The sequence below is a fragment of the Salmonella sp. A7 genome, from assembly GCF_020181675.1.
Taxonomy (GTDB): Bacteria; Pseudomonadota; Gammaproteobacteria; order Enterobacterales; family Enterobacteriaceae; genus Salmonella; species Salmonella enterica.
Map to the genome: position 1 here is coordinate 1,065,648 of NZ_CP084001.1, position 17,305 is coordinate 1,082,952.

Annotated in this window: 20 protein-coding genes; 5 read left to right on the forward strand and 15 right to left on the reverse strand. The window is 52.7% G+C overall.

Annotated elements, in window-relative coordinates:
- Positions 1–335: 335 nt before the first annotated feature.
- The 5 genes from nrdF to LCS67_RS05165 form a co-directional block, all read right to left on the reverse strand.
- Positions 336–1,295: a class 1b ribonucleoside-diphosphate reductase subunit beta gene (nrdF, locus tag LCS67_RS05145; protein ID WP_000777903.1), complete on the reverse strand. Its 960-nt coding sequence runs from the start codon at positions 1,293–1,295 to the stop codon at positions 336–338.
- Positions 1,296–1,305: 10 nt separating this feature from the next.
- Positions 1,306–3,450, reverse strand: coding sequence for a class 1b ribonucleoside-diphosphate reductase subunit alpha (gene nrdE, locus LCS67_RS05150; RefSeq protein ID WP_024138323.1), 2,145 nt, complete (start codon positions 3,448–3,450; stop codon positions 1,306–1,308).
- Positions 3,423–3,833 (reverse strand): class Ib ribonucleoside-diphosphate reductase assembly flavoprotein NrdI, encoded by a 411-nt coding sequence (gene nrdI, locus LCS67_RS05155; protein WP_001275401.1) that lies wholly within the window; start codon positions 3,831–3,833, stop codon positions 3,423–3,425. The genes nrdE and nrdI overlap by 28 nt, the downstream gene beginning before the upstream one ends.
- Positions 3,830–4,075, reverse strand: a complete 246-nt coding sequence (gene nrdH / locus LCS67_RS05160; protein WP_000028869.1) for a glutaredoxin-like protein NrdH — start codon at positions 4,073–4,075, stop codon at positions 3,830–3,832. The genes nrdI and nrdH overlap by 4 nt, the downstream gene beginning before the upstream one ends.
- Positions 4,076–4,346: 271 nt before the next feature.
- Complete coding sequence (locus LCS67_RS05165; protein ID WP_000209816.1) at positions 4,347–4,778, reverse strand: carboxymuconolactone decarboxylase family protein; 432 nt, start codon at positions 4,776–4,778, stop codon at positions 4,347–4,349.
- An 88-nt stretch (positions 4,779–4,866) separates the two neighbouring features.
- Here LCS67_RS05165 and LCS67_RS05170 point away from each other — a divergent pair, with 88 nt between their 5' ends.
- Positions 4,867–6,201: a PLP-dependent aminotransferase family protein gene (locus tag LCS67_RS05170; RefSeq protein ID WP_001138477.1), complete on the forward strand. Its 1,335-nt coding sequence runs from the start codon at positions 4,867–4,869 to the stop codon at positions 6,199–6,201.
- A gap of 83 nt (positions 6,202–6,284) precedes the next feature.
- On the opposite strand, the gene LCS67_RS05175 is transcribed toward LCS67_RS05170, so the two are convergent.
- Complete coding sequence (locus tag LCS67_RS05175; RefSeq protein WP_001519557.1) at positions 6,285–6,611, reverse strand: DUF883 domain-containing protein; 327 nt, start codon at positions 6,609–6,611, stop codon at positions 6,285–6,287.
- 161 nt (positions 6,612–6,772) lie between these two features.
- On the opposite strand from LCS67_RS05175, the gene LCS67_RS05180 reads away from it, so the two are divergent.
- Positions 6,773–7,123 carry a DUF2002 family protein gene (locus LCS67_RS05180; protein ID WP_000281304.1) on the forward strand — a complete coding sequence of 117 codons (351 nt, stop codon included), beginning with the start codon at positions 6,773–6,775 and terminating at the stop codon, positions 7,121–7,123.
- Positions 7,124–7,157: 34 nt separating this feature from the next.
- On the opposite strand, the gene alaE is transcribed toward LCS67_RS05180, so the two are convergent.
- Entirely contained in the window at positions 7,158–7,607 is a 450-nt protein-coding gene (gene alaE, locus LCS67_RS05185; RefSeq protein ID WP_000492669.1) for an L-alanine exporter AlaE, read from the reverse strand.
- A gap of 899 nt (positions 7,608–8,506) precedes the next feature.
- On the opposite strand from alaE, the gene stpA reads away from it, so the two are divergent.
- A complete protein-coding gene (gene stpA / locus LCS67_RS05190) occupies positions 8,507–8,908 on the forward strand; it encodes a DNA-binding protein StpA (RefSeq protein ID WP_001051100.1) in 402 nt (133 codons plus the stop codon).
- Between the two features lie 89 nt (positions 8,909–8,997).
- On the opposite strand, the gene LCS67_RS05195 is transcribed toward stpA, so the two are convergent.
- The 3 genes from LCS67_RS05195 to LCS67_RS05205 form a co-directional block, all read right to left on the reverse strand.
- Entirely contained in the window at positions 8,998–9,177 is a 180-nt protein-coding gene (locus LCS67_RS05195; RefSeq protein ID WP_000494935.1) for a hypothetical protein, read from the reverse strand.
- 78 nt (positions 9,178–9,255) lie between these two features.
- A complete protein-coding gene (locus tag LCS67_RS05200) occupies positions 9,256–9,783 on the reverse strand; it encodes a rhodanese family protein (protein WP_000022011.1) in 528 nt (175 codons plus the stop codon).
- Positions 9,784–9,792: 9 nt separating this feature from the next.
- Positions 9,793–10,092, reverse strand: coding sequence for an ArsR/SmtB family transcription factor (locus tag LCS67_RS05205; protein WP_000137434.1), 300 nt, complete (start codon positions 10,090–10,092; stop codon positions 9,793–9,795).
- A 182-nt stretch (positions 10,093–10,274) separates the two neighbouring features.
- Between LCS67_RS05205 and LCS67_RS05210 the strand changes: the two genes are divergently transcribed.
- Positions 10,275–10,433: a YqaE/Pmp3 family membrane protein gene (locus tag LCS67_RS05210; RefSeq protein WP_000508175.1), complete on the forward strand. Its 159-nt coding sequence runs from the start codon at positions 10,275–10,277 to the stop codon at positions 10,431–10,433.
- A gap of 99 nt (positions 10,434–10,532) precedes the next feature.
- Positions 10,533–10,982: a peptidoglycan-binding protein LysM gene (gene lysM / locus LCS67_RS05215; RefSeq protein ID WP_000522406.1), complete on the forward strand. Its 450-nt coding sequence runs from the start codon at positions 10,533–10,535 to the stop codon at positions 10,980–10,982.
- Between the two features lie 21 nt (positions 10,983–11,003).
- Here the strand turns inward: lysM and csiR are convergent, their stop codons facing one another.
- The 5 genes from csiR to lhgO all read right to left on the reverse strand — a co-directional run bounded on the left by csiR (position 11,004) and on the right by lhgO (position 17,293).
- Complete coding sequence (gene csiR, locus LCS67_RS05220) at positions 11,004–11,681, reverse strand: DNA-binding transcriptional regulator CsiR (protein ID WP_000126152.1); 678 nt, start codon at positions 11,679–11,681, stop codon at positions 11,004–11,006.
- 41 nt (positions 11,682–11,722) lie between these two features.
- Positions 11,723–13,123, reverse strand: coding sequence for a GABA permease (gabP, locus tag LCS67_RS05225; protein WP_000531275.1), 1,401 nt, complete (start codon positions 13,121–13,123; stop codon positions 11,723–11,725).
- A gap of 133 nt (positions 13,124–13,256) precedes the next feature.
- Positions 13,257–14,540, reverse strand: coding sequence for a 4-aminobutyrate--2-oxoglutarate transaminase (gabT, locus tag LCS67_RS05230; protein WP_031571310.1), 1,284 nt, complete (start codon positions 14,538–14,540; stop codon positions 13,257–13,259).
- Positions 14,541–14,554: 14 nt separating this feature from the next.
- Positions 14,555–16,003, reverse strand: a complete 1,449-nt coding sequence (gabD, locus tag LCS67_RS05235; RefSeq protein WP_001176532.1) for an NADP-dependent succinate-semialdehyde dehydrogenase — start codon at positions 16,001–16,003, stop codon at positions 14,555–14,557.
- Between the two features lie 21 nt (positions 16,004–16,024).
- Positions 16,025–17,293: an L-2-hydroxyglutarate oxidase gene (gene lhgO / locus LCS67_RS05240; protein WP_031571315.1), complete on the reverse strand. Its 1,269-nt coding sequence runs from the start codon at positions 17,291–17,293 to the stop codon at positions 16,025–16,027.
- Between the last annotated feature and the right edge of the window lie 12 nt (positions 17,294–17,305).

The window sequence follows — 17,305 nt, forward strand, 5'->3', positions numbered from 1 at the left end:
TATTTACTTATGTCGATATGTTACCTGATAGAAATAGTTACCTTTTTCTACCCTAACATACTCAGAATCTGAGACAACCCTGAATTTGCTTCTGGCATGAATATTGCGAGGTTCTATCGGCTGTGATTTCCCATGATATAAGGGCTGAACGCGAATGGAGAGGGAGAGATATTTTTTGGGACAACCAGCAAAAATCCACCTGAATTGGGGGAATCCAGGTGAATAATCTCACTCGTATTGAGTGTAGGACATGTTGTAATATTTGCGCGATTTAACCCGCTATTGCTTGAAATAAAGGCATGGGGAATGTAACGTTATTTCCCATGCCCGTAAGGTTAAAAATTCCAGTCTTCGTCTTCGGTTTCGACTGTTTTCCCCATCACATAAGATGAACCTGAGCCGGAAAAGAAATCATGGTTTTCGTCGGCATTCGGCGAGAGCGCGGCAAGGATTGCGGGATTCACGTCTGCCATCTCCGGCGGAAATAACGCCTCATAACCCAGGTTCATTAAGGCTTTATTGGCGTTGTAGCACAAGAAGGCTTTGACGTCGTTAACCCAGCCGGTTTCCGCATATAACGCTTCTGTGTAGCGGATTTCGTTGTCGTACAGTTCCATCAACAAATCCAGCGCGAAAAGCTTTAACTCTTCACGCTCGATTGCCGATAGTTTTTGTAGCGCTATCTGATACTTATAGCCAATATAATAACCGTGAACCGCTTCATCGCGAATGATTAAACGAATCAGGTCGGCAGTGTTCGTGAGCTTACCGCGGCTGGAGAAATACATCGGCAGCCAGAAGCCGGAATAGAACAGAAAAGACTCTAAAAAGACGCTGGCAATCTTTTTCTTTAGCGGTTCATCGCTGACGTAATGAGCCAAAATAATCTGCGCCTTACGCTGAAGCGGCGGGTTTTCTTCGCTCCAGGCGTAGGCGGCATCAACCTCTTTCGTCTGGCACAGCGTGGAAAAAATAGAACTGTAAGAGCGGGCGTGTACCGCTTCCATAAAGCTGATGTTCGACAGTACTGCCTCTTCATGCGGCGTGATGGCATCTGCCATTAACGACGGCGCGCCTGCGATGTTCTGGATAGTGTCGAGCAGCGTAAGACCCGTAAACACGCGAATGGTGAGCTGCTGTTCGGCGGCGCTTAGCGTCTGCCAGGCCGGAATATCATTCGACAACGGCACTTTTTCCGGCAGCCAGAAGTTACTGGTCAGCCGGTTCCACACCTCCAGATCTTTGTCGTCCTGGATCTTGTTCCAGTTGATGGCGCTAATACGAGATAATTTCATATGGCTTTCCTTATAGCGCGCAGGATACGCAGCCTTCAATTTCAGTACCTTCCAGCGCCAACTGGCGAAGCCGGATGTAATACAGTGACTTAATACCTTTTCGCCAGGCATAGATCTGCGCTTTGTTGATATCGCGGGTCGTGGCGGTATCGGGGAAAAACAGGGTGAGCGACAGTCCTTGATCGACGTGGCGCGTGGCCTCGGCATAGGTATCAATAATTTTTTCCGGACCGATATCGTAGGCATCCTGATACATGTCCAGATTTTCATTGGTCATAAACGGCGCGGGGTAATACACACGCCCGGTTTTGCCCTCTTTGCGAATCTCAATTTTGGCCACAATCGGATGAATGCTGGAAGTCGCATGATTAATGTAAGAAATCGAACCGGTCGGCGGCACCGCCTGCAAATTTTGGTTATAGATGCCATAGCGCATCACATCGTCGCGCAGCTTTAGCCACATTTCTCGTGTGGGCAGCGTAATGCCGCTGCGGGCAAATAGCGCCCTGACTTTCGCCGTTTTCGGTTGCCAGTCGTCCTGTAAATACTGCGTAAAATAGTCGCCGCTGGCATAGCGCGACTGCGCAAATCCGGCGAAGGTTTTGCCGCGTTCGCGGGCCAGCCGCATTGAAGTATGCACGGCATGCCAGGTAATGGTGTAAAAATAGAAATTGGTGAAATCCAACGCCTCCGGCGAACCGTAGGCAATGCCTTCTCTCGCCAGATAGCCATGCAGATTCATCTGGCCCAGACCGATGGCATGAGAGGCGGCATTACCGGCGGCTATTGAGGGCACGCTGCGTATATGGCTCATGTCCGACACCGCCGTCAGGCCGCGAATAGCGGTTTCTACGGTACGACCAATGTCCGGTGAATCCATGACGTGAGCGATATTCAGCGAGCCGAGATTGCAGGAGATGTCATGCCCGATGTGGGTATAGTCAAGGTTATCGTCGTAACGGGAGGCGCTATTGACCTGTAAAATTTCCGAGCACAGATTGCTCATATTAATGCGACCAGCAATGGGATTCGCGCGGTTTACCGTATCTTCAAACATGATGTAGGGATACCCGGATTCGAACTGAATCTCCGCCAGTGTTTGAAAAAAGTCACGGGCGTTAATATAGGTTTTACGCACGTGCGGATCGGCAATTAATTCATCGTACCGTTCGCTAATGGCGATATCGCCAAACGGTTTGCCGTAGCGTCGTTGTACGTCATAGGGCGAAAAGAGCGCCATTTGCGCGTTTTCTTTCGCCAGCCGGAAGGTGATATCCGGGATCACCACGCCGAGAGAGAGCGTTTTGATCCGGATTTTTTCGTCAGCATTTTCCCGTTTGGTATCCAGAAAACGCAGAATATCCGGGTGGTGCGCATGGAGATAAACCGCGCCGGCCCCCTGGCGCGCGCCAAGCTGGTTGGCATACGAAAATGCGTCTTCCAGCATTTTCATCACCGGGATCACGCCGGAAGATTGATTCTCAATGCGTTTGATCGGCGCGCCCGCCTCGCGCAGATTGGAGAGTAAAAACGCGACGCCGCCGCCGCGTTTGGAGAGTTGCAGCGCCGAATTCACCGCTCGCCCGATCGACTCCATATTGTCTTCGATACGGAGCAGGAAGCAGGAGACCAGTTCCCCACGCTGCTGTTTACCGCAATTTAAAAAAGTCGGGGTAGCAGGCTGAAAGCGACCAGAAAGCATTTCATCGGTCAGTTGGGTGGCCAGCGTTTCGTCACCCTGCGCCAGCGTCAACGCCACCATTGTCACCCGATCTTCAAAGTGTTCCAGATAACGTTTGCCGTCGAAGGTTTTCAGCGTGTAACTGGTATAGAACTTCCAGGCGCCAAGAAACGTCTGGAAGCGAAAGCCGCTGGCGTGGGCGTGCTCGAACAGGCGGAGGACGAAGGCGCGGTCGTAACGCGCGAGGACGGCGTCATCGTAATACCCTTCCCGAACCAGCGTCTCCAGACGTTCATGCTGGCTGGCAAACGTCACGGAATGCGGGCGGACATGGGCGGCAAAGAAGGCGTCGATCGCCTGCTGGTCCTTGTCGAACTGAATATGGCCTGCTTTATCATAAAGATTCAGCATCGCGTTCAGGGCGTGGTAATCCATGGTTTCCTGCATTACGCGCTCCGGGGTAGTTGTTGCCAAAATTCATTTACTCCTTTTCGGACGTTATCGATGTCGCGTTGTGTGCCCATGAGCTCAAAGCGGTACAGCCAGGGGACGCCGCATTTTTGTGCTATCACATCGCCAGCGCATCCCCAGGCATCGCCGAAATTGCGATTACCGGAGGCGATAACGCCGCGAATGCGCGCCCGGTTGTGTTCATCATTTAAAAAGCGGATCACCTGTCGCGGCACCGCACCGGCCATCCCGCCGCCGCCGTATGACGGCACAACCAGAATGTACGGTTCGTCTACCTGAATTCGCTCCCGTTCATTGAGCGGAATACGCGTGGCAGGCAGCCCCAGACGCTGCATAAAACGGTGCGTATTTTCAGAGCTGCTGGAGAAGTAGACGAGCGCGCTCATGCGTTTGCCGCGTGGGGTATCGGGTGCAGACGGTTAATCATGTCCGGGCGGAAGCCAGACCAGCTCAAATCGCCCGCCATCACTACCGGTAATTGACGAAATCCTTGCGCCCGGAGCGTATCCGCTGCATCCGGCACCAGATCGACGTTCACCATCTCAAATTCAAATCCACGGCTTTCCATCGCCCGCTTTGTGGCGTGGCACTGAACACAGTTATTGCGAGTGTAAATAGTAATGCTCATGATTCGTATTTCCATTTAAAATGAGAAAACGGCGCGATGAAACGCGTCGGATTGTCGGATGTTGATACAGGAAATACTAGATGTAGTTGAATTAAGATTCAACCATACAAGATATGGGAATTTTCGATTAATTCTAACGCCGCTGATGAACGCAGCGGGGTAGGGGCGGCATGGCTAATTTTTGCCGGATGGCGGCGTGAACGCCCGATCCGGCCTGCAGGTTCACGCATAACAGAGTTGGCTGACATCAGCGCCATCCGGCAACAATGCGTCACATTCGCATACCGATCGCCAGACGGTTAAAGCAGTTCATTAAACCGATGGCGAAGGTCAGATCGCTGATTTGACGCGCGCTGAAATGATCGAGCAGCGGCAAGTAAACATTATCTTCGGCGTGGGTTTCAGCAATGTGCGTCACCGATTCCGCCCAGGCTAACGCCGCGCACTCTTGCTCGCTGAAATGGTGGCTTACCCGCCATCCTGCCAGCGCATCTAATTTAGCTTGATTCACGCCAGCCTTACGCAGCGCTTTGCTGTGCATCTCCAGGCAAAATGCACAGCCATTTATTTGCGAAACACGCAGGTAAATCAGCTCCATCAGCGTGGGGTCAAGCGTGCTCTTTTCCAGCGCGTTTTTCGCCTGCACCAGAGCGCTGTAAACCTCCGGGCTCAGTTCATAATAGGGTTGGCGTAACGTCGTCATCATGTTTCTCCTCGTGTTGATGACGAGCACTGTAGCACTATAATGGTCTGTAAAAGAGAGCCATATTTTTACAGAAAAAGCAGACCATATGCCGCGCTATCAACACATCGCTCGTCAGTTAAAAACGGCCATTGAGCAAGGAGAACTCGCGCCCGGAACGCGTTTGCCGTCCAGTCGGACGTGGGCGCAGGAACTGGGCGTTTCTCGCGCCACGGTGGAAAATGCCTATGGCGAGCTGGTGGCGCAGGGCTGGCTGGAGCGACGTGGCCAGGCAGGCACGTTTGTGAGCAACGCTCTACGGTTTGAGACGGCGCCGCCGATACCCGCTGTTTTTGCCGGAGAAAGTCCGGAACCGAAACCCTTTCAGATGGGGTTACCGGCGCTGGATCTCTTTCCGCGCGAGAAGTGGGCGCGAGTGATGGGGCGTCGGTTGCGCACGCAGACGCGCTTCGATCTGGCATTAGGCGACGTCTGCGGCGAGGCGATTTTGCGCCAGGCGATAGTCGATTACCTGCGGGTTTCGCGTAGCATTGAATGCCTGCCGGAACAGGTACTTATTACCTCCGGATATGCGGATTCTATGCGGCTGATCCTGCGTACATTGTCTGTGCCGGGAGACAGCATGTGGGTGGAAGATCCCGGCTTTCCGTTAATTCGCCCGGTGATAACGCAGGAGGGGATTACGCTGGCGCCGATTCCGGTCGATGCCGATGGGCTGAATGTCGCGGCGGGGATGCGGGATTGCCCGCAGGGGCGCTTTGCATTGGTGACGCCCGCCCATCAAAGTCCTTTGGGGGTAGCTCTGTCGTTAACTCGCCGACGGCAACTTCTGGCATGGGCGGCGAATGTGCAGGCCTGGATTATTGAAGATGATTACGACAGCGAATTTCGTTATCACGGTAAACCACTTCCGCCGCTCAAGAGTCTGGATGCCCCGCAGCGAGTGATTTACGCCGGAACGTTCAGTAAGTCGCTCTTTCCGGCATTACGTACCGCCTGGCTGGTGGTGCCGATAAAGCAGATTGAGCATTTCCGCCAGCAGGCGTCGCTGATGCCCTGTAGCGTACCGTTGTTATGGCAGCACACGCTGGCTGATTTTATCCGTGATGGCCATTTCTGGCGGCATCTGAAAAAGATGCGTCAACATTATGCTCAGCGACGGTTATGGATTGAAGAGGCGCTGGCAGAACAGGGATTTGTCGTGACATTACAGAAAGGCGGTATTCAATTGGTTATTGAGGTTGAAGGCGATGATAAAGCGCAGGTAGCGAAAGCGAATCAGGCCGGACTGGCGGTACAGGCGCTAAGCCGTTGGCGAGTGGTTTCGTCAGGAAAGGGGGGCATTTTACTGTCGTTTACCAATATTACTTCCGCTGGCATGGCGAAACAGGTCGCATGGCAGCTTCGACAGGCGATACAGTAACCGTTTCGCCGAATGGCGCGACCTGGGCCTGCGGCAATGATGCAGGCCCAATAAAGTATGTCGCCATCCGGCAGCGCACGTCGTTAGCGACGCAGGCTGAGCAGCGCCCCGATAAAAATCCCTACCGCTGCGGCGGTTCCTACGCTACACCAGGGTTTTTCACGCACAAACGTATCCGCGCACCCCATCGCATCACAGGCGGCTTGTTTTACGCGAGTACGACCCTGCATCCGCGCCCGGGTCTCTTTCAACAACGCCTGTGCTTTACGTCGCGCAGCCTCGGCTTCGTCTTTCGCATCGCTTCCCCAGGATTTAAGGACATCTTCCAGACTGTCGGCTAATCGATTGACATCATTCTGAATATCCTGAACACCATCATCGACGTCGTTTCGGTTCGGTTTGTTAAGCATATGATCCTCCATTGATTTCGATGTAGCTTTCAGTGTAGTTCATATTTTTACCTGCTGAGGCTTGTTACGGCGATATCATGCGTTTCTGGACTTTTCTGAAAGCGTTGATAACGCGCTATCGGGTAAGGTAAGCCCGCAGTAAAAGAGAATGAGGATAAAATATGTATTTACGACCTGACGAGGTGGCGCGGGTACTGGAAAAGGCAGGGTTTACCGTCGATGTGGTGACGAATAAGACGTATGGTTATCGACGCGGCGAGAATTATGTTTATGTTAACCGCGAGGCGCGTATGGGGCGTACCGCGCTGATCATTCACCCCAGATTAAAAGACCGTAGCTCATCACTGGCTGACCCGGCTTCGGATATTAAAACCTGCGATCACTACCAAAATTTTCCGCTCTATTTAGGCGGCGAGACCCACGAACATTACGGTATTCCCCACGGCTTTAGCTCCCGAATAGCGTTAGAACGTTATCTGAACGGGCTTTTTGGCGACGAAAAAAGCGACTAAAAGCGCGACTGGCAATGCCAGTCGCGACGTTAACTTATGCCTTAGCCTGATGATAGCTGCTCACTTTAAACAGGCGACGACAATAATCCAGGAAGTAGCCATAAACCGCGCCCATTAACATTGAAACAACAATGTTTGAACTCACGGCGGCCACTATCTGATGCCAGCCGGCGCCGACGGTCAGCAAGATGATAATATAAACGGGTGACTGAAAGGTGACATAAGCCAATACATCCGCCAGGTTTTTGGCCCATCCCGCCGGGCTTGCCTTACGCGCGACGCGCATAATCAGATCGCGGTAAACGCCGTATGGCCATGCAATCAAAATGTTGACAGGTATCGCCACCAGCCTGGAAGAAAGCGACTGCTCAAAGCTCATTCCGGAGAGGAATATCTCGATCAACATGTTCACAACAGAACAGTAAACAACCATCGCAAACGTGTCTGCTACGGCATGACGCAAGCGTGACTGTGGAGAGAACATGTTAATGCTCCTTGTAGCGTATCGATCAGAATGAAGTGATGGTTGGTAGTGAAATCATAAAGCACTTTTGTCTTTGCATAGAGTATATCCCTATATAATAACTATCAACTAGTGTAATATTTTTATTTATAGGCTTTTTGTCGATAAAATACTCTACGATTGTGTGTTTTTTGCTCGCGGCGAGATTTTCGTTGTTGTTAGTCATTAATTACTTTTAAATCAATGTATTATAATGCATTGTTTTTCTGGCGATTTTCAGCCACATTCCAAATGTTGTCAGATGCGATCTATTCTCGGCTAACGGCACGCGTTCTACTTTTCTCAGCATAATCATAGCTATTGCAGGGTGATTTTTAGCATAAAGCTCTGATGATAATTTTTGAATGGTTAATCTCTTATTATGATGAAATATTCACTTCTGTATAAGGTCAGCCACCGTGAGGGTCACCGTGGCTACTGAGATACGCAATACGCTATATATTCTATGGATTTCGAATTGCTTAAAGGCGGCAAGAGAGTGAGTCACCAGGAGCATAGATAACGATGTGACTGGGGTGAGCGGCAAATCTGCCGGGAGCAGATTTGAACGTCGCGTGCGACGGCCCGTCAGGGCGAGGCCCATGGATGGGCCGGGTAATCCGTAGCCAACACATAAGCAACTTGAAGTATGAAGGGTATAAACAGCTGAACGGGAAACCTACAGATATACCGTAGGCAGAATAACCTGAAATACACAGGGGGTAATGAATATAACCTTCTGGTTAACAGATTAATATAATTAATGGAGTTATACTGAGTATATCTGTATGAACTTTAGGATCTGGAAATATAATCAATAATCGCATACAATACCGCCTGTAATAGTTTTTTGTTTTCTGCGTTAAAAGGTTTTTATTGATATGAATTTGATGTTACAGAACTTAAATAATATCCGCACGCTGCGTGCTATGGCTCGCGAATTCTCCATTGACGTTCTTGAAGAAATGCTCGAAAAATTCAGGGTTGTCACTAAAGAAAGACGCGAAGAAGAAGAATTGCAGCAACGCCAGCTTGCCGAGAAGCAGGAGAAAATTAATGCCTTTCTGGAGCTGATGAAAGCAGACGGTATTAACCCGGAAGAGTTATTTGCCATGGATTCAGCAATGCCGCGTTCTGCTAAAAAGCGCCAGCCGCGTCCGGCAAAATATCGTTTTACTGATTTCAATGGCGAAGAAAAAACCTGGACCGGACAAGGTCGTACGCCTAAACCGATTGCCCAGGCGCTGGCGGCGGGGAAATCTCTGGATGATTTCTTAATCTAATCACGGATAACCTTTAACGGATGGCGCTTCGTTTCCTGTCTCTATTAACCGGGACTCAGGGAACGTTGCGCCATGCTCATTCTGATAAATCAGCACACGCCAAAATCGCCCTCTTCGCAATAGGGGGTGACATCTTCCGCTTTGAGGATCAATTTTTCGCCCTGCTCATTGCTGGCCTGTACCGCGACAATATGATCCTCGTTGACTTCAATCACTTTCAGTTTCGGCCCCCCCATTCGGGGCTGTACAAAATCGCCTGGTGTGAACATCACGCCCTCCTGTTGAACAATGCTATAAACCCGCCTTCAGTCTACTACACACTTACCGACGCGTGGTGAAGGTACCGCTTAATGAGTACGGGTATTCCAGGGCATTTTTTCCAGTAGTCGCGCCATTCCGCAGAAGCCGGTCATGCCTGCCAGCATTAACCCGGCCCCGACAAAACCGCTAATGAGGAAAAAGCCGCCGTGGACCGTATAGCCCAGAATCACCCCAAGCAACGTCAACCCGCCGGCGGCGATTTGCACCTGACGCATCAGTGGCAACGGTTGCGATTTGTCTTCTGTGACGGGCAATCCTGCCGCTTTCCATCCGTCGATACCGCCTTCCAGTAGACTGACCTGAGCAGGGGCGGCAATGGCCTGTAGTTTTGCTGCATTGCTGCTGGTTCGTTTACCTGACTGACAGTGAAAAATAATCTGTTCCGCTCGCAGGTTGGCGGGCAAATCGCCCTGTTCAAGCCGGGAGAGCGGCGCCAGTTGCGCATGTGGAATATGCTCGCGCAGATATTCATCGGCGTCGCGCACATCAATCAGTTTCGCGCCTTGCGCTATCAGCGCTTGCGCCTCACGGGGGGAAACTATCCCAATGGACATCGTGCCTCCTTATGGACAATAGAGATTCTTTAACGTGGCGATAATCGTATTAACCGCCTTATTTTTAATGAAATAGTGAATGCGCTGGGCATCGCGTTGACTATCAATCAGCCCTTCTTCCCGCATCCGCGCCAGATGTTGCGATGTCGCGGAGGGGCTTAGCCCGGTAATGCGCGCCAGTTCGCCTGCGCTGGTTTTTGGCGAACCGCAAAGCATACATAAAATCAGTAATCTTTTTGGGTGGCTCATCGCTTTGAGCAGGGCCGCCGCCTGTTCTGCGCTGGCCTGAAGTTGTTCAAGCTCTGTCATAGTTATTTAAGCATTTTCTAAATTTAGTTAATTCTAAAATAAACGTCAACCTGATGCCAGCGTAAAAAGCGTAAAGGAGGGTAAAAGCGCGGCGCGCGACTGGCAGGCTCAGGTAAACTGACTATGCTTAGAGATAAAATCTCTTTTTAAACAATGACTAATTTTGCTTGTATGGAGTGTATATGGGTTTCTGGAGAATTGTATTTACGATTATTTTGCCTCCGCTCGGCGTACTTTTAGGAAAAGGGTTCGGTTGGGCATTTATCCTTAATATCCTGCTGACATTACTCGGATATATTCCGGGGCTTATCCACGCATTTTGGGTTCAGATGCGTCATTAATTACCGGCCACCGGCGGCGCATAAGCGCCGCTTATCAGGATAACCTCATTCCCTCTGCTACACTTTTCTTTGTGTGTATTTTTGACAAGCGAGGTGAATATGGGACTTTTCAATTTTGTAAAAGATGCAGGTGAAAAACTCTGGGACGCGGTAACCGCTAATCATGATAAGGACGATCAGGCGAAAAAAGTCCAGGAACATTTAAATAAAACGGGAATACCCGACGCTGACAAAGTGAATGTGCAAATTGCGGATGGAAAAGCGACAGTGACGGGTGATGGGCTGAGTCAGGAGGCAAAAGAAAAAATTCTGGTTGCCGTGGGGAATATCGCCGGGATTAGCAGCGTTGACGATCAGGTTAAAACCACGACGCCAGCGGCTGAAAGTCAGTTTTATACCGTAAAATCAGGCGACACCCTGAGCGCTATTTCAAAGCAAGTGTATGGTAACGCCAATCTGTATAATAAAATCTTCGAGGCAAATAAACCGATGCTGAAAAGCCCGGAAAAAATATATCCGGGACAAGTGTTGCGTATTCCTGAAGAATAATGGCTATCAGGCCGCGCCAGGCTACATTTTTCCTGCCATCGCCTGGCGAATAATGGGAATCGGCGTCAGCAAATGCTGACGCATTAATTCGCTGGCGCGTGCCGCCTCGCGCGCCAGTATCGCTTCGGTTAGCGTGTGATGCTGAATATGTTTATCTTCCAGCATCTCGACGGACAGAACGGTTTCACGTAACCAAATAAAGCGGTAGCGGGCCGCCAGGTCAAATAAGCGTTCACGCATCTGTAGCAGATAGTGGGAGCCGCACCCGGCGACAATGGCGGAATGGAACGCCTGGTGGCGCTGGTCCCATTCATCGAGCATATGTTCACTGGCATCGCTGGCTTCCAGTTTACTGAGCATATGCGCTCGCGCCAGGATCTCCGCCTCCCACGCATCATCGCCGCGTTCAATCGCCAGGCGTACCAGCATCGCTTCCATATTGGCGCGCGCGTCAAAAATATCGAGGAGTTCCGCCTCTGACATGGATGCCACGCGATAGCCTTTTTGATTCACCACGGTGACCAGCCGTTCCGCCACCAGTTGCGACAGCGCCTCGCGCAGCGGCCCTACGCCGAGCGCATAGCGGGCGGTTAATAAACTCATCCGCAGTTTCTCATCCGGCTGATAAGTGCCGCGAATAATGTCATTTTTAAGCCAGCGATAGCCATCTATGGCCGTCGGTTGGGAAAGGGCGGTCATCTTTTACTCCTGAGAAGCTTCCCGGCTGACGCCGGGAATAACTAACGTAGGTTTTGCAGGGGGGCTTTTTGCCACCTTATCAGTTTTTTCCAGCGAGACATAATGGGTACAGTACCTATTATGCCCAGCCCTAACAGCCCCGTCGAAATGACTTCTAGTTGTTGTGCCGGTCGAAACAGCATCACCACCAGGACAAAGCAGATAAAGCCGATAACCAGCCAGGTGAGCCACGGATAAAGCCACATTTTCAACTTAATTTCTCCGCCCTGCGCCAGCAGAATTTTACGCATCCGCAATTGCGAAATCGCAATCACCAGATAGACCAACAGCGCGATGGCGCCGGAACTGTCGATAAGAAATTTAAACACTTTTGCCGGGGCGTAATAATTGACGACAACGGTTAAAAACGCCGCGCCGGTAGAGAGGAGAACCGCCACCCAGGGCGTTTTGCTACGGTTAGTTTTTCCCATTATCGCAGGCGCATCGCCGCGGCGGCTAAGGGAATAGAGCATCCGGGAGGCGGTATATAATGCGGAGTTCAGACAACTGGTCACCGACAACAAAATCACGCAGTCCATAATGAATTTTGCGTGCGGAATATGAAGCAGCTCCAGTACCGAACGGTACGAACCTACGCTTTTCAGACCCGGCATATTCCACGGGATCAGCGCCACCACCACAAAAATGGAACACAGGTAAAAGATGGAAATTCGCCAGATAACAGAATTGGTGGCGCGTACGATATGTTTATCCGGCGTATCGGATTCCGCGGCAGCAATAGTGACGATTTCCGCGCCCATAAAAGAGAACATGGTGATCAACATGGCGCTTAACACCGCGCCGAAGCCGTTAGGCATAAAACCGCCGTGATCCCATAGCCGGGAGATACCGCTTACCTCGGCATATGGATAAAAACCGCTAATCGCCGTCGCGCCCAGCGCGATAAACGCCAGGATAGCAATCACTTTACATAGCGCCAGCCAGAATTCGAATTCGCCGTAATTTTTGACGCTCAATAAATTGCTTCCAGTTAAGGCAAGCGTAATCACTAATGAAAATAGCCACACCGGAATACCCGGTATCCATGAATTCAGAATAATGGCGGCAATATTGGCCTCCAGCGGAATAACCAGCACCCAAAACCACCAGTATAACCAGCCGATGGTATACCCGGCCCAGGGGCCGATCGCTTTATCCGCATAGGTGGAAAAAGAACCGGTATCCGGCGTGGCGACGGCCATTTCAGCCAGCATTCGCATAATCATGACGACTAAAAATCCTGCGAACAGATAGGCCAGCAGTACCGCAGGGCCGGCCTCCGCAATCGCCACGCTGGAGCCGACAAACAGGCTGGCACCGATGACGCCGGCGATCGATAACATGGTGACGTGGCGTGATTTCAGCCCGCCCCCTAATGCATGTGATTCTGACAATTGCCCCATCCTAAAACCTCTTTATTGTTATTGCGCTCGTTTACCGGATGGCGCCTGGCTTAATTATTCGGCCTACAATCGAAACGGTTTTTGTAGGCCGGATAAGACAGTTACGTCGCCATCCGACGCTGCTTATTGGACATTACGCTTGTTTCGCCTCATCAAAGCACTGGGCGATAATCTCCAGGCCTTGCCGAATCTGCGAGGCCTCAATAGTGAGTGGAACGAGGATGCGCAAGATGTTGTAGTAAGGACCGCAGGAGAGCAGAATTAACCCTTTCTCGCGGGCGCGGGCCACAATGTCGGCGGTCAGAGTCGCGTTCGGTTTGCCGGGGTCGCCATTTTCGAACAACTCAATGGCGATCATGGCGCCCAGTCCGCGCACGTCGCCAATCTCACGGTGCGTTTCCGCTATCTCCATCAGGCCATCGCGCAGCGTTTTGCCAAGCGTATTTGCCTTTTGCAGTAGATTTTCCTGCTCGAAAATGTCCAGTACCGCCAGCGCGGCGGCGCAGGCAATCGGGTTTCCGGCATAGGTGCCGCCCAGACCGCCCGGCGCGATAGCGTCCATCACGTCTGCCCGGCCGGTAACGCCTGCCAGCGGAAAGCCGCCGGCGATCGATTTCGCAAACGTGGTAATATCTGCCGCAACGCCCATCTGTTCCATGGCGAACAGCGTACCGGTCCGGCCCGCGCCGCTTTGCACTTCGTCGGCAATCAACATAATGCCGTGTTGGTCGCATAGCGCGCGCAGTCGCTGCATAAACGCGGGAGAGGTGGCGTAAAATCCGCCTTCGCCCTGTACCGGCTCAATAATAATGGCGGCGATATCTTCCGGCGCGGCATCATTTTTAAAGATGCGTTCAATGCTGGCGATCGCGTCGTCATCGCTGATGTTGTGAAGCGGGCAAGGATAAAGCGCGCGGTAGACGTGGCCTGGCATCAATCCCATACCAGCAGAGTACGGGTGTACTTTCCCGGTCAGAGAGAGCGTGTAGTGGGTACGACCGTGGTAAGCGCCGCTAAACGCGATAGCACCGCTGCGTTTTGTCGCCGCGCGGGCGATTTTCACGGCGTTTTCAACCGCTTCTGAACCGGTCGTGACCAGCAACGTTTTTTTGGCGAAATCGCCCGGTACCTTCTGGTTCATGCGTTCGCACAACGCCAGGTACGGTTCATAGGCCAGCACCTGAAAACAGGTATGCGACAATTTCTTCAACTGCGCTTCGACCGCTGAAACAATGCCCGGATGTAAATGACCAGTGTTCAGGACGGCAATGCCGCCCGCGAAATCGAGATACTCACGGCCTTCGACATCCCAGACCCGACAATTTTCCGCCCGCTCGGCGAAAATCGGGTGAATCTGGCCCACGCCGCGAGGAACGGCGTTATGACGGCGCTGCATTAAAGCGTTATTGGTATTCATTAGCGACTCTCCTGTTAAAGGCCGATGCACATATATTTGATTTCTAAATAATCTTCGATGCCGTATTTGGAACCTTCACGGCCTAATCCGGAGGCCTTAATACCGCCGAAAGGCGCGACTTCGTTGGAGATAATGCCGGTATTAATACCGACGATGCCGTATTCCAGCGCTTCGCCGACGCGGAAAACGCGGCTTAAATCGCGTGCATAAAAATAGGCTGCCAGGCCGAACTCGGTATCGTTAGCCTGCCTGATGACATCCGCCTCGTCGCTGAAGCGGAACAGAGGCGCGAGCGGCCCGAATGTCTCTTCTTTGGCGACTTTCGCGTTATCAGGAACATCCGCCAGAATGGTCGGTTGAAAGAAGTTGCCGCCCAATTTGTGCGCTTCACCGCCCGTGATGACGCGGGCGCCTTTTTCCAGCGCATCGGCGATATGCTCCTGGACTTTCGCCACGGCTTTTTCATCAATCAGCGGCCCGATAGCAACGTCGGCTTGCAGACCGTCGCCGACCGCGAGCTTATTTACCGCCTGGTTGAGTTTTTCCGCAAAACGATCGTAAACGCCGTCCTGAACATACAATCTATTGGCGCAGACACAGGTCTGCCCGGCGTTGCGAAACTTCGAAGCCAGCGCGCCTTCGACGGCTTTATCCAGATCGGCATCGTCAAAGACGATAAACGGCGCATTGCCGCCCAACTCCAGCGACACTTTTTTAATGTCTTTGGCGCATTGTTCCATTAGCTGGCGGCCAATCTCCGTCGAGCCGGTAAACGACAGTTTGCGTACCAGCGGGTTGCTGGTCAGCTCGCCGCCGATATCGCCTGCCGAACCGGTAACGACGTTAAATACGCCTGCGGGAATTCCGGCGCGCCGGGCCAGTTCCGCCAGCGCCAGCGCGGAAAACGGCGTCTGGCTGGCGGGTTTGAGTACCATTGTGCAGCCTGCGGCCAGCGCGGGGCCGGCTTTACGGGTGATCATTGCCGAGGGAAAGTTCCACGGGGTAATCGCGGCGGTGACGCCGATGGGCTGCTTAATCACCAGCAGCCGTTTATCGGCCTGATGACCTGGAATCGTGTCGCCATAGATACGTTTCCCCTCTTCGGCGAACCATTCAATAAACGAGGCGGCGTAGCTAATTTCGCCTTTCGCTTCCGCCAGCGGTTTGCCCTGTTCCAGCGTCATCAGACGCGCCAAATCGTCCTGATGTTCCATCATCAGATTGAACCAGCGACGCAGGATATTGGCTCGCTCTTTGGCGGTGAGCGCGCGCCAGGCGGGCAGGGCGCGATTGGCGGCGTTGATGGCGTCGCGCGTCTCTTCCGCCCCCATTTTGGGCACATTGCCGAGCGGTTTCCCGTTGGCGGGGTTGCTCACGGGGATGACATCGCCGCCGCGCGCGTCGCGCCAGTCGCCATCGATAAAGGCCTGCTGGCGGAACAGGGTAGAGTCGTTAAGTTGCATAATTGCTTCCTGTCTGAAGGGTTAACGGGTAAATGCGGCGTGTAATGCGTCCACGCTGCGTGCCGCACGCAGCGTACGTCCGGGGTTGCTCTGGCTTGCGCGTAGCGCCTGAACTTTGCTGACGATATGCGCGCCGATAGGTATCGCGGATGTCGCCGCCGGGGAGGGGGCGTTACAGGTGTGAATGGAACGCGGCGTCGTGACAAACAGAAAATCATCAATCAGTTTGCCGTCCGGCGAAACCGCCTGCGCCCGCACGCCTGCCGGCCAGGGCTGGAGATCGTTGACGGTCAGGCTGGGGCAATACTTTTGTACTCGCCGCAAATAGCCGCTTTTGCACAGCGAGTTTTTCATCTCGCCCAGTCCGGAAAGCAGATGGTTTTGCAGTACGCGGCGAATGCCGGCGGAGCGGAAAATCTCCAGGGTGTCGGTGAAGGAAACGTCGCGCTTACGGTAGCCTTCGCGTTTAAGCGCCAGCACCGCATTCGGCCCGACCGTAACGCTGCCGTCGATCATGCGGGTAAGATGGACGCCGAGAAACGGCATTGCCGGATCGGGGATCGGGTAGATCAAATGGTTAACGATCCGGTTGTGTCGCGGGGCCAGACGAAAGTACTCGCCGCGGAAAGGGCAGATAATAAAACCGGGCTCCACGCCCAGCATTTTGACCAGCCGATCCGCCATCAGTCCTGCACAGCCGATAAGCGTAGCGGTTTCGATTTCCCGACCTTGCGAGGTGCGAATGACAACGCCAGCGGCATGTTCTGTTAGCGCGCTGACCTCGGCATGGTAGATGATCTCGCCGCCTTTGGCCTGAAAGCGGTTCGCCATGGCCGTCGCGACATCGCGATAGCTGACAATCCCGCTGGAAGGGACAAAAATCCCGCCCAGGCCAATGATATTGGGTTCGCGTTCACGCAGCTCCGCCGCGCTTAACCACTCGCGCTCTAAGCCGTTGGCCGCCGTCCGCTCCCATAGCGCGCGCATCCGCGCCATTTCCAGCTCCGAGGTGGCGACCAACATTTTGCCGCAGGTGTCGTAGCGGATGTTGTTTTGATCGCAAAAGGTTTTGGTCGCCTGATTGCCTGCCAGACAAAACCGCGCTTTGAGGCTGCCGGGCGTGTAGTACACCCCGGCATGGATCACGCCGCTGTTATGCCCGGTCTGGTGGCAGGCTGGCGCGGACTCTTTTTCCAGCAACGCGATGCGCGCATCCGCGTAGACATCAATAAGTTGCATGGCGGTCGACATGCCGATAATGCCGCCGCCGATAATCACAAAATCATACATCCGCGTAATTCC

Coding starts and splice junctions, on each gene's coding strand:
- alaE (WP_000492669.1), bottom strand. CDS start 7,607: ATGTTCTCTCCACAGTCACGCTTGCGTCATGCCGTAGCAGACACGTTT.
- gabT (WP_031571310.1), bottom strand. CDS start 14,540: ATGAATACCAATAACGCTTTAATGCAGCGCCGTCATAACGCCGTTCCT.
- LCS67_RS05165 (WP_000209816.1), bottom strand. CDS start 4,778: ATGACGACGTTACGCCAACCCTATTATGAACTGAGCCCGGAGGTTTAC.
- nrdF (WP_000777903.1), bottom strand. CDS start 1,295: ATGAAATTATCTCGTATTAGCGCCATCAACTGGAACAAGATCCAGGAC.
- lhgO (WP_031571315.1), bottom strand. CDS start 17,293: ATGTATGATTTTGTGATTATCGGCGGCGGCATTATCGGCATGTCGACC.
- LCS67_RS05180 (WP_000281304.1), top strand. CDS start 6,773: ATGTATTTACGACCTGACGAGGTGGCGCGGGTACTGGAAAAGGCAGGG.
- nrdH (WP_000028869.1), bottom strand. CDS start 4,075: ATGAGCATTACTATTTACACTCGCAATAACTGTGTTCAGTGCCACGCC.
- LCS67_RS05170 (WP_001138477.1), top strand. CDS start 4,867: ATGCCGCGCTATCAACACATCGCTCGTCAGTTAAAAACGGCCATTGAG.
- stpA (WP_001051100.1), top strand. CDS start 8,507: ATGAATTTGATGTTACAGAACTTAAATAATATCCGCACGCTGCGTGCT.
- LCS67_RS05195 (WP_000494935.1), bottom strand. CDS start 9,177: ATGTTCACACCAGGCGATTTTGTACAGCCCCGAATGGGGGGGCCGAAA.
- gabP (WP_000531275.1), bottom strand. CDS start 13,123: ATGGGGCAATTGTCAGAATCACATGCATTAGGGGGCGGGCTGAAATCA.
- lysM (WP_000522406.1), top strand. CDS start 10,533: ATGGGACTTTTCAATTTTGTAAAAGATGCAGGTGAAAAACTCTGGGAC.
- LCS67_RS05200 (WP_000022011.1), bottom strand. CDS start 9,783: ATGTCCATTGGGATAGTTTCCCCCCGTGAGGCGCAAGCGCTGATAGCG.
- LCS67_RS05210 (WP_000508175.1), top strand. CDS start 10,275: ATGGGTTTCTGGAGAATTGTATTTACGATTATTTTGCCTCCGCTCGGC.
- LCS67_RS05205 (WP_000137434.1), bottom strand. CDS start 10,092: ATGACAGAGCTTGAACAACTTCAGGCCAGCGCAGAACAGGCGGCGGCC.
- LCS67_RS05175 (WP_001519557.1), bottom strand. CDS start 6,611: ATGCTTAACAAACCGAACCGAAACGACGTCGATGATGGTGTTCAGGAT.
- nrdI (WP_001275401.1), bottom strand. CDS start 3,833: ATGAGCGCGCTCGTCTACTTCTCCAGCAGCTCTGAAAATACGCACCGT.
- csiR (WP_000126152.1), bottom strand. CDS start 11,681: ATGACCGCCCTTTCCCAACCGACGGCCATAGATGGCTATCGCTGGCTT.
- gabD (WP_001176532.1), bottom strand. CDS start 16,003: ATGCAACTTAACGACTCTACCCTGTTCCGCCAGCAGGCCTTTATCGAT.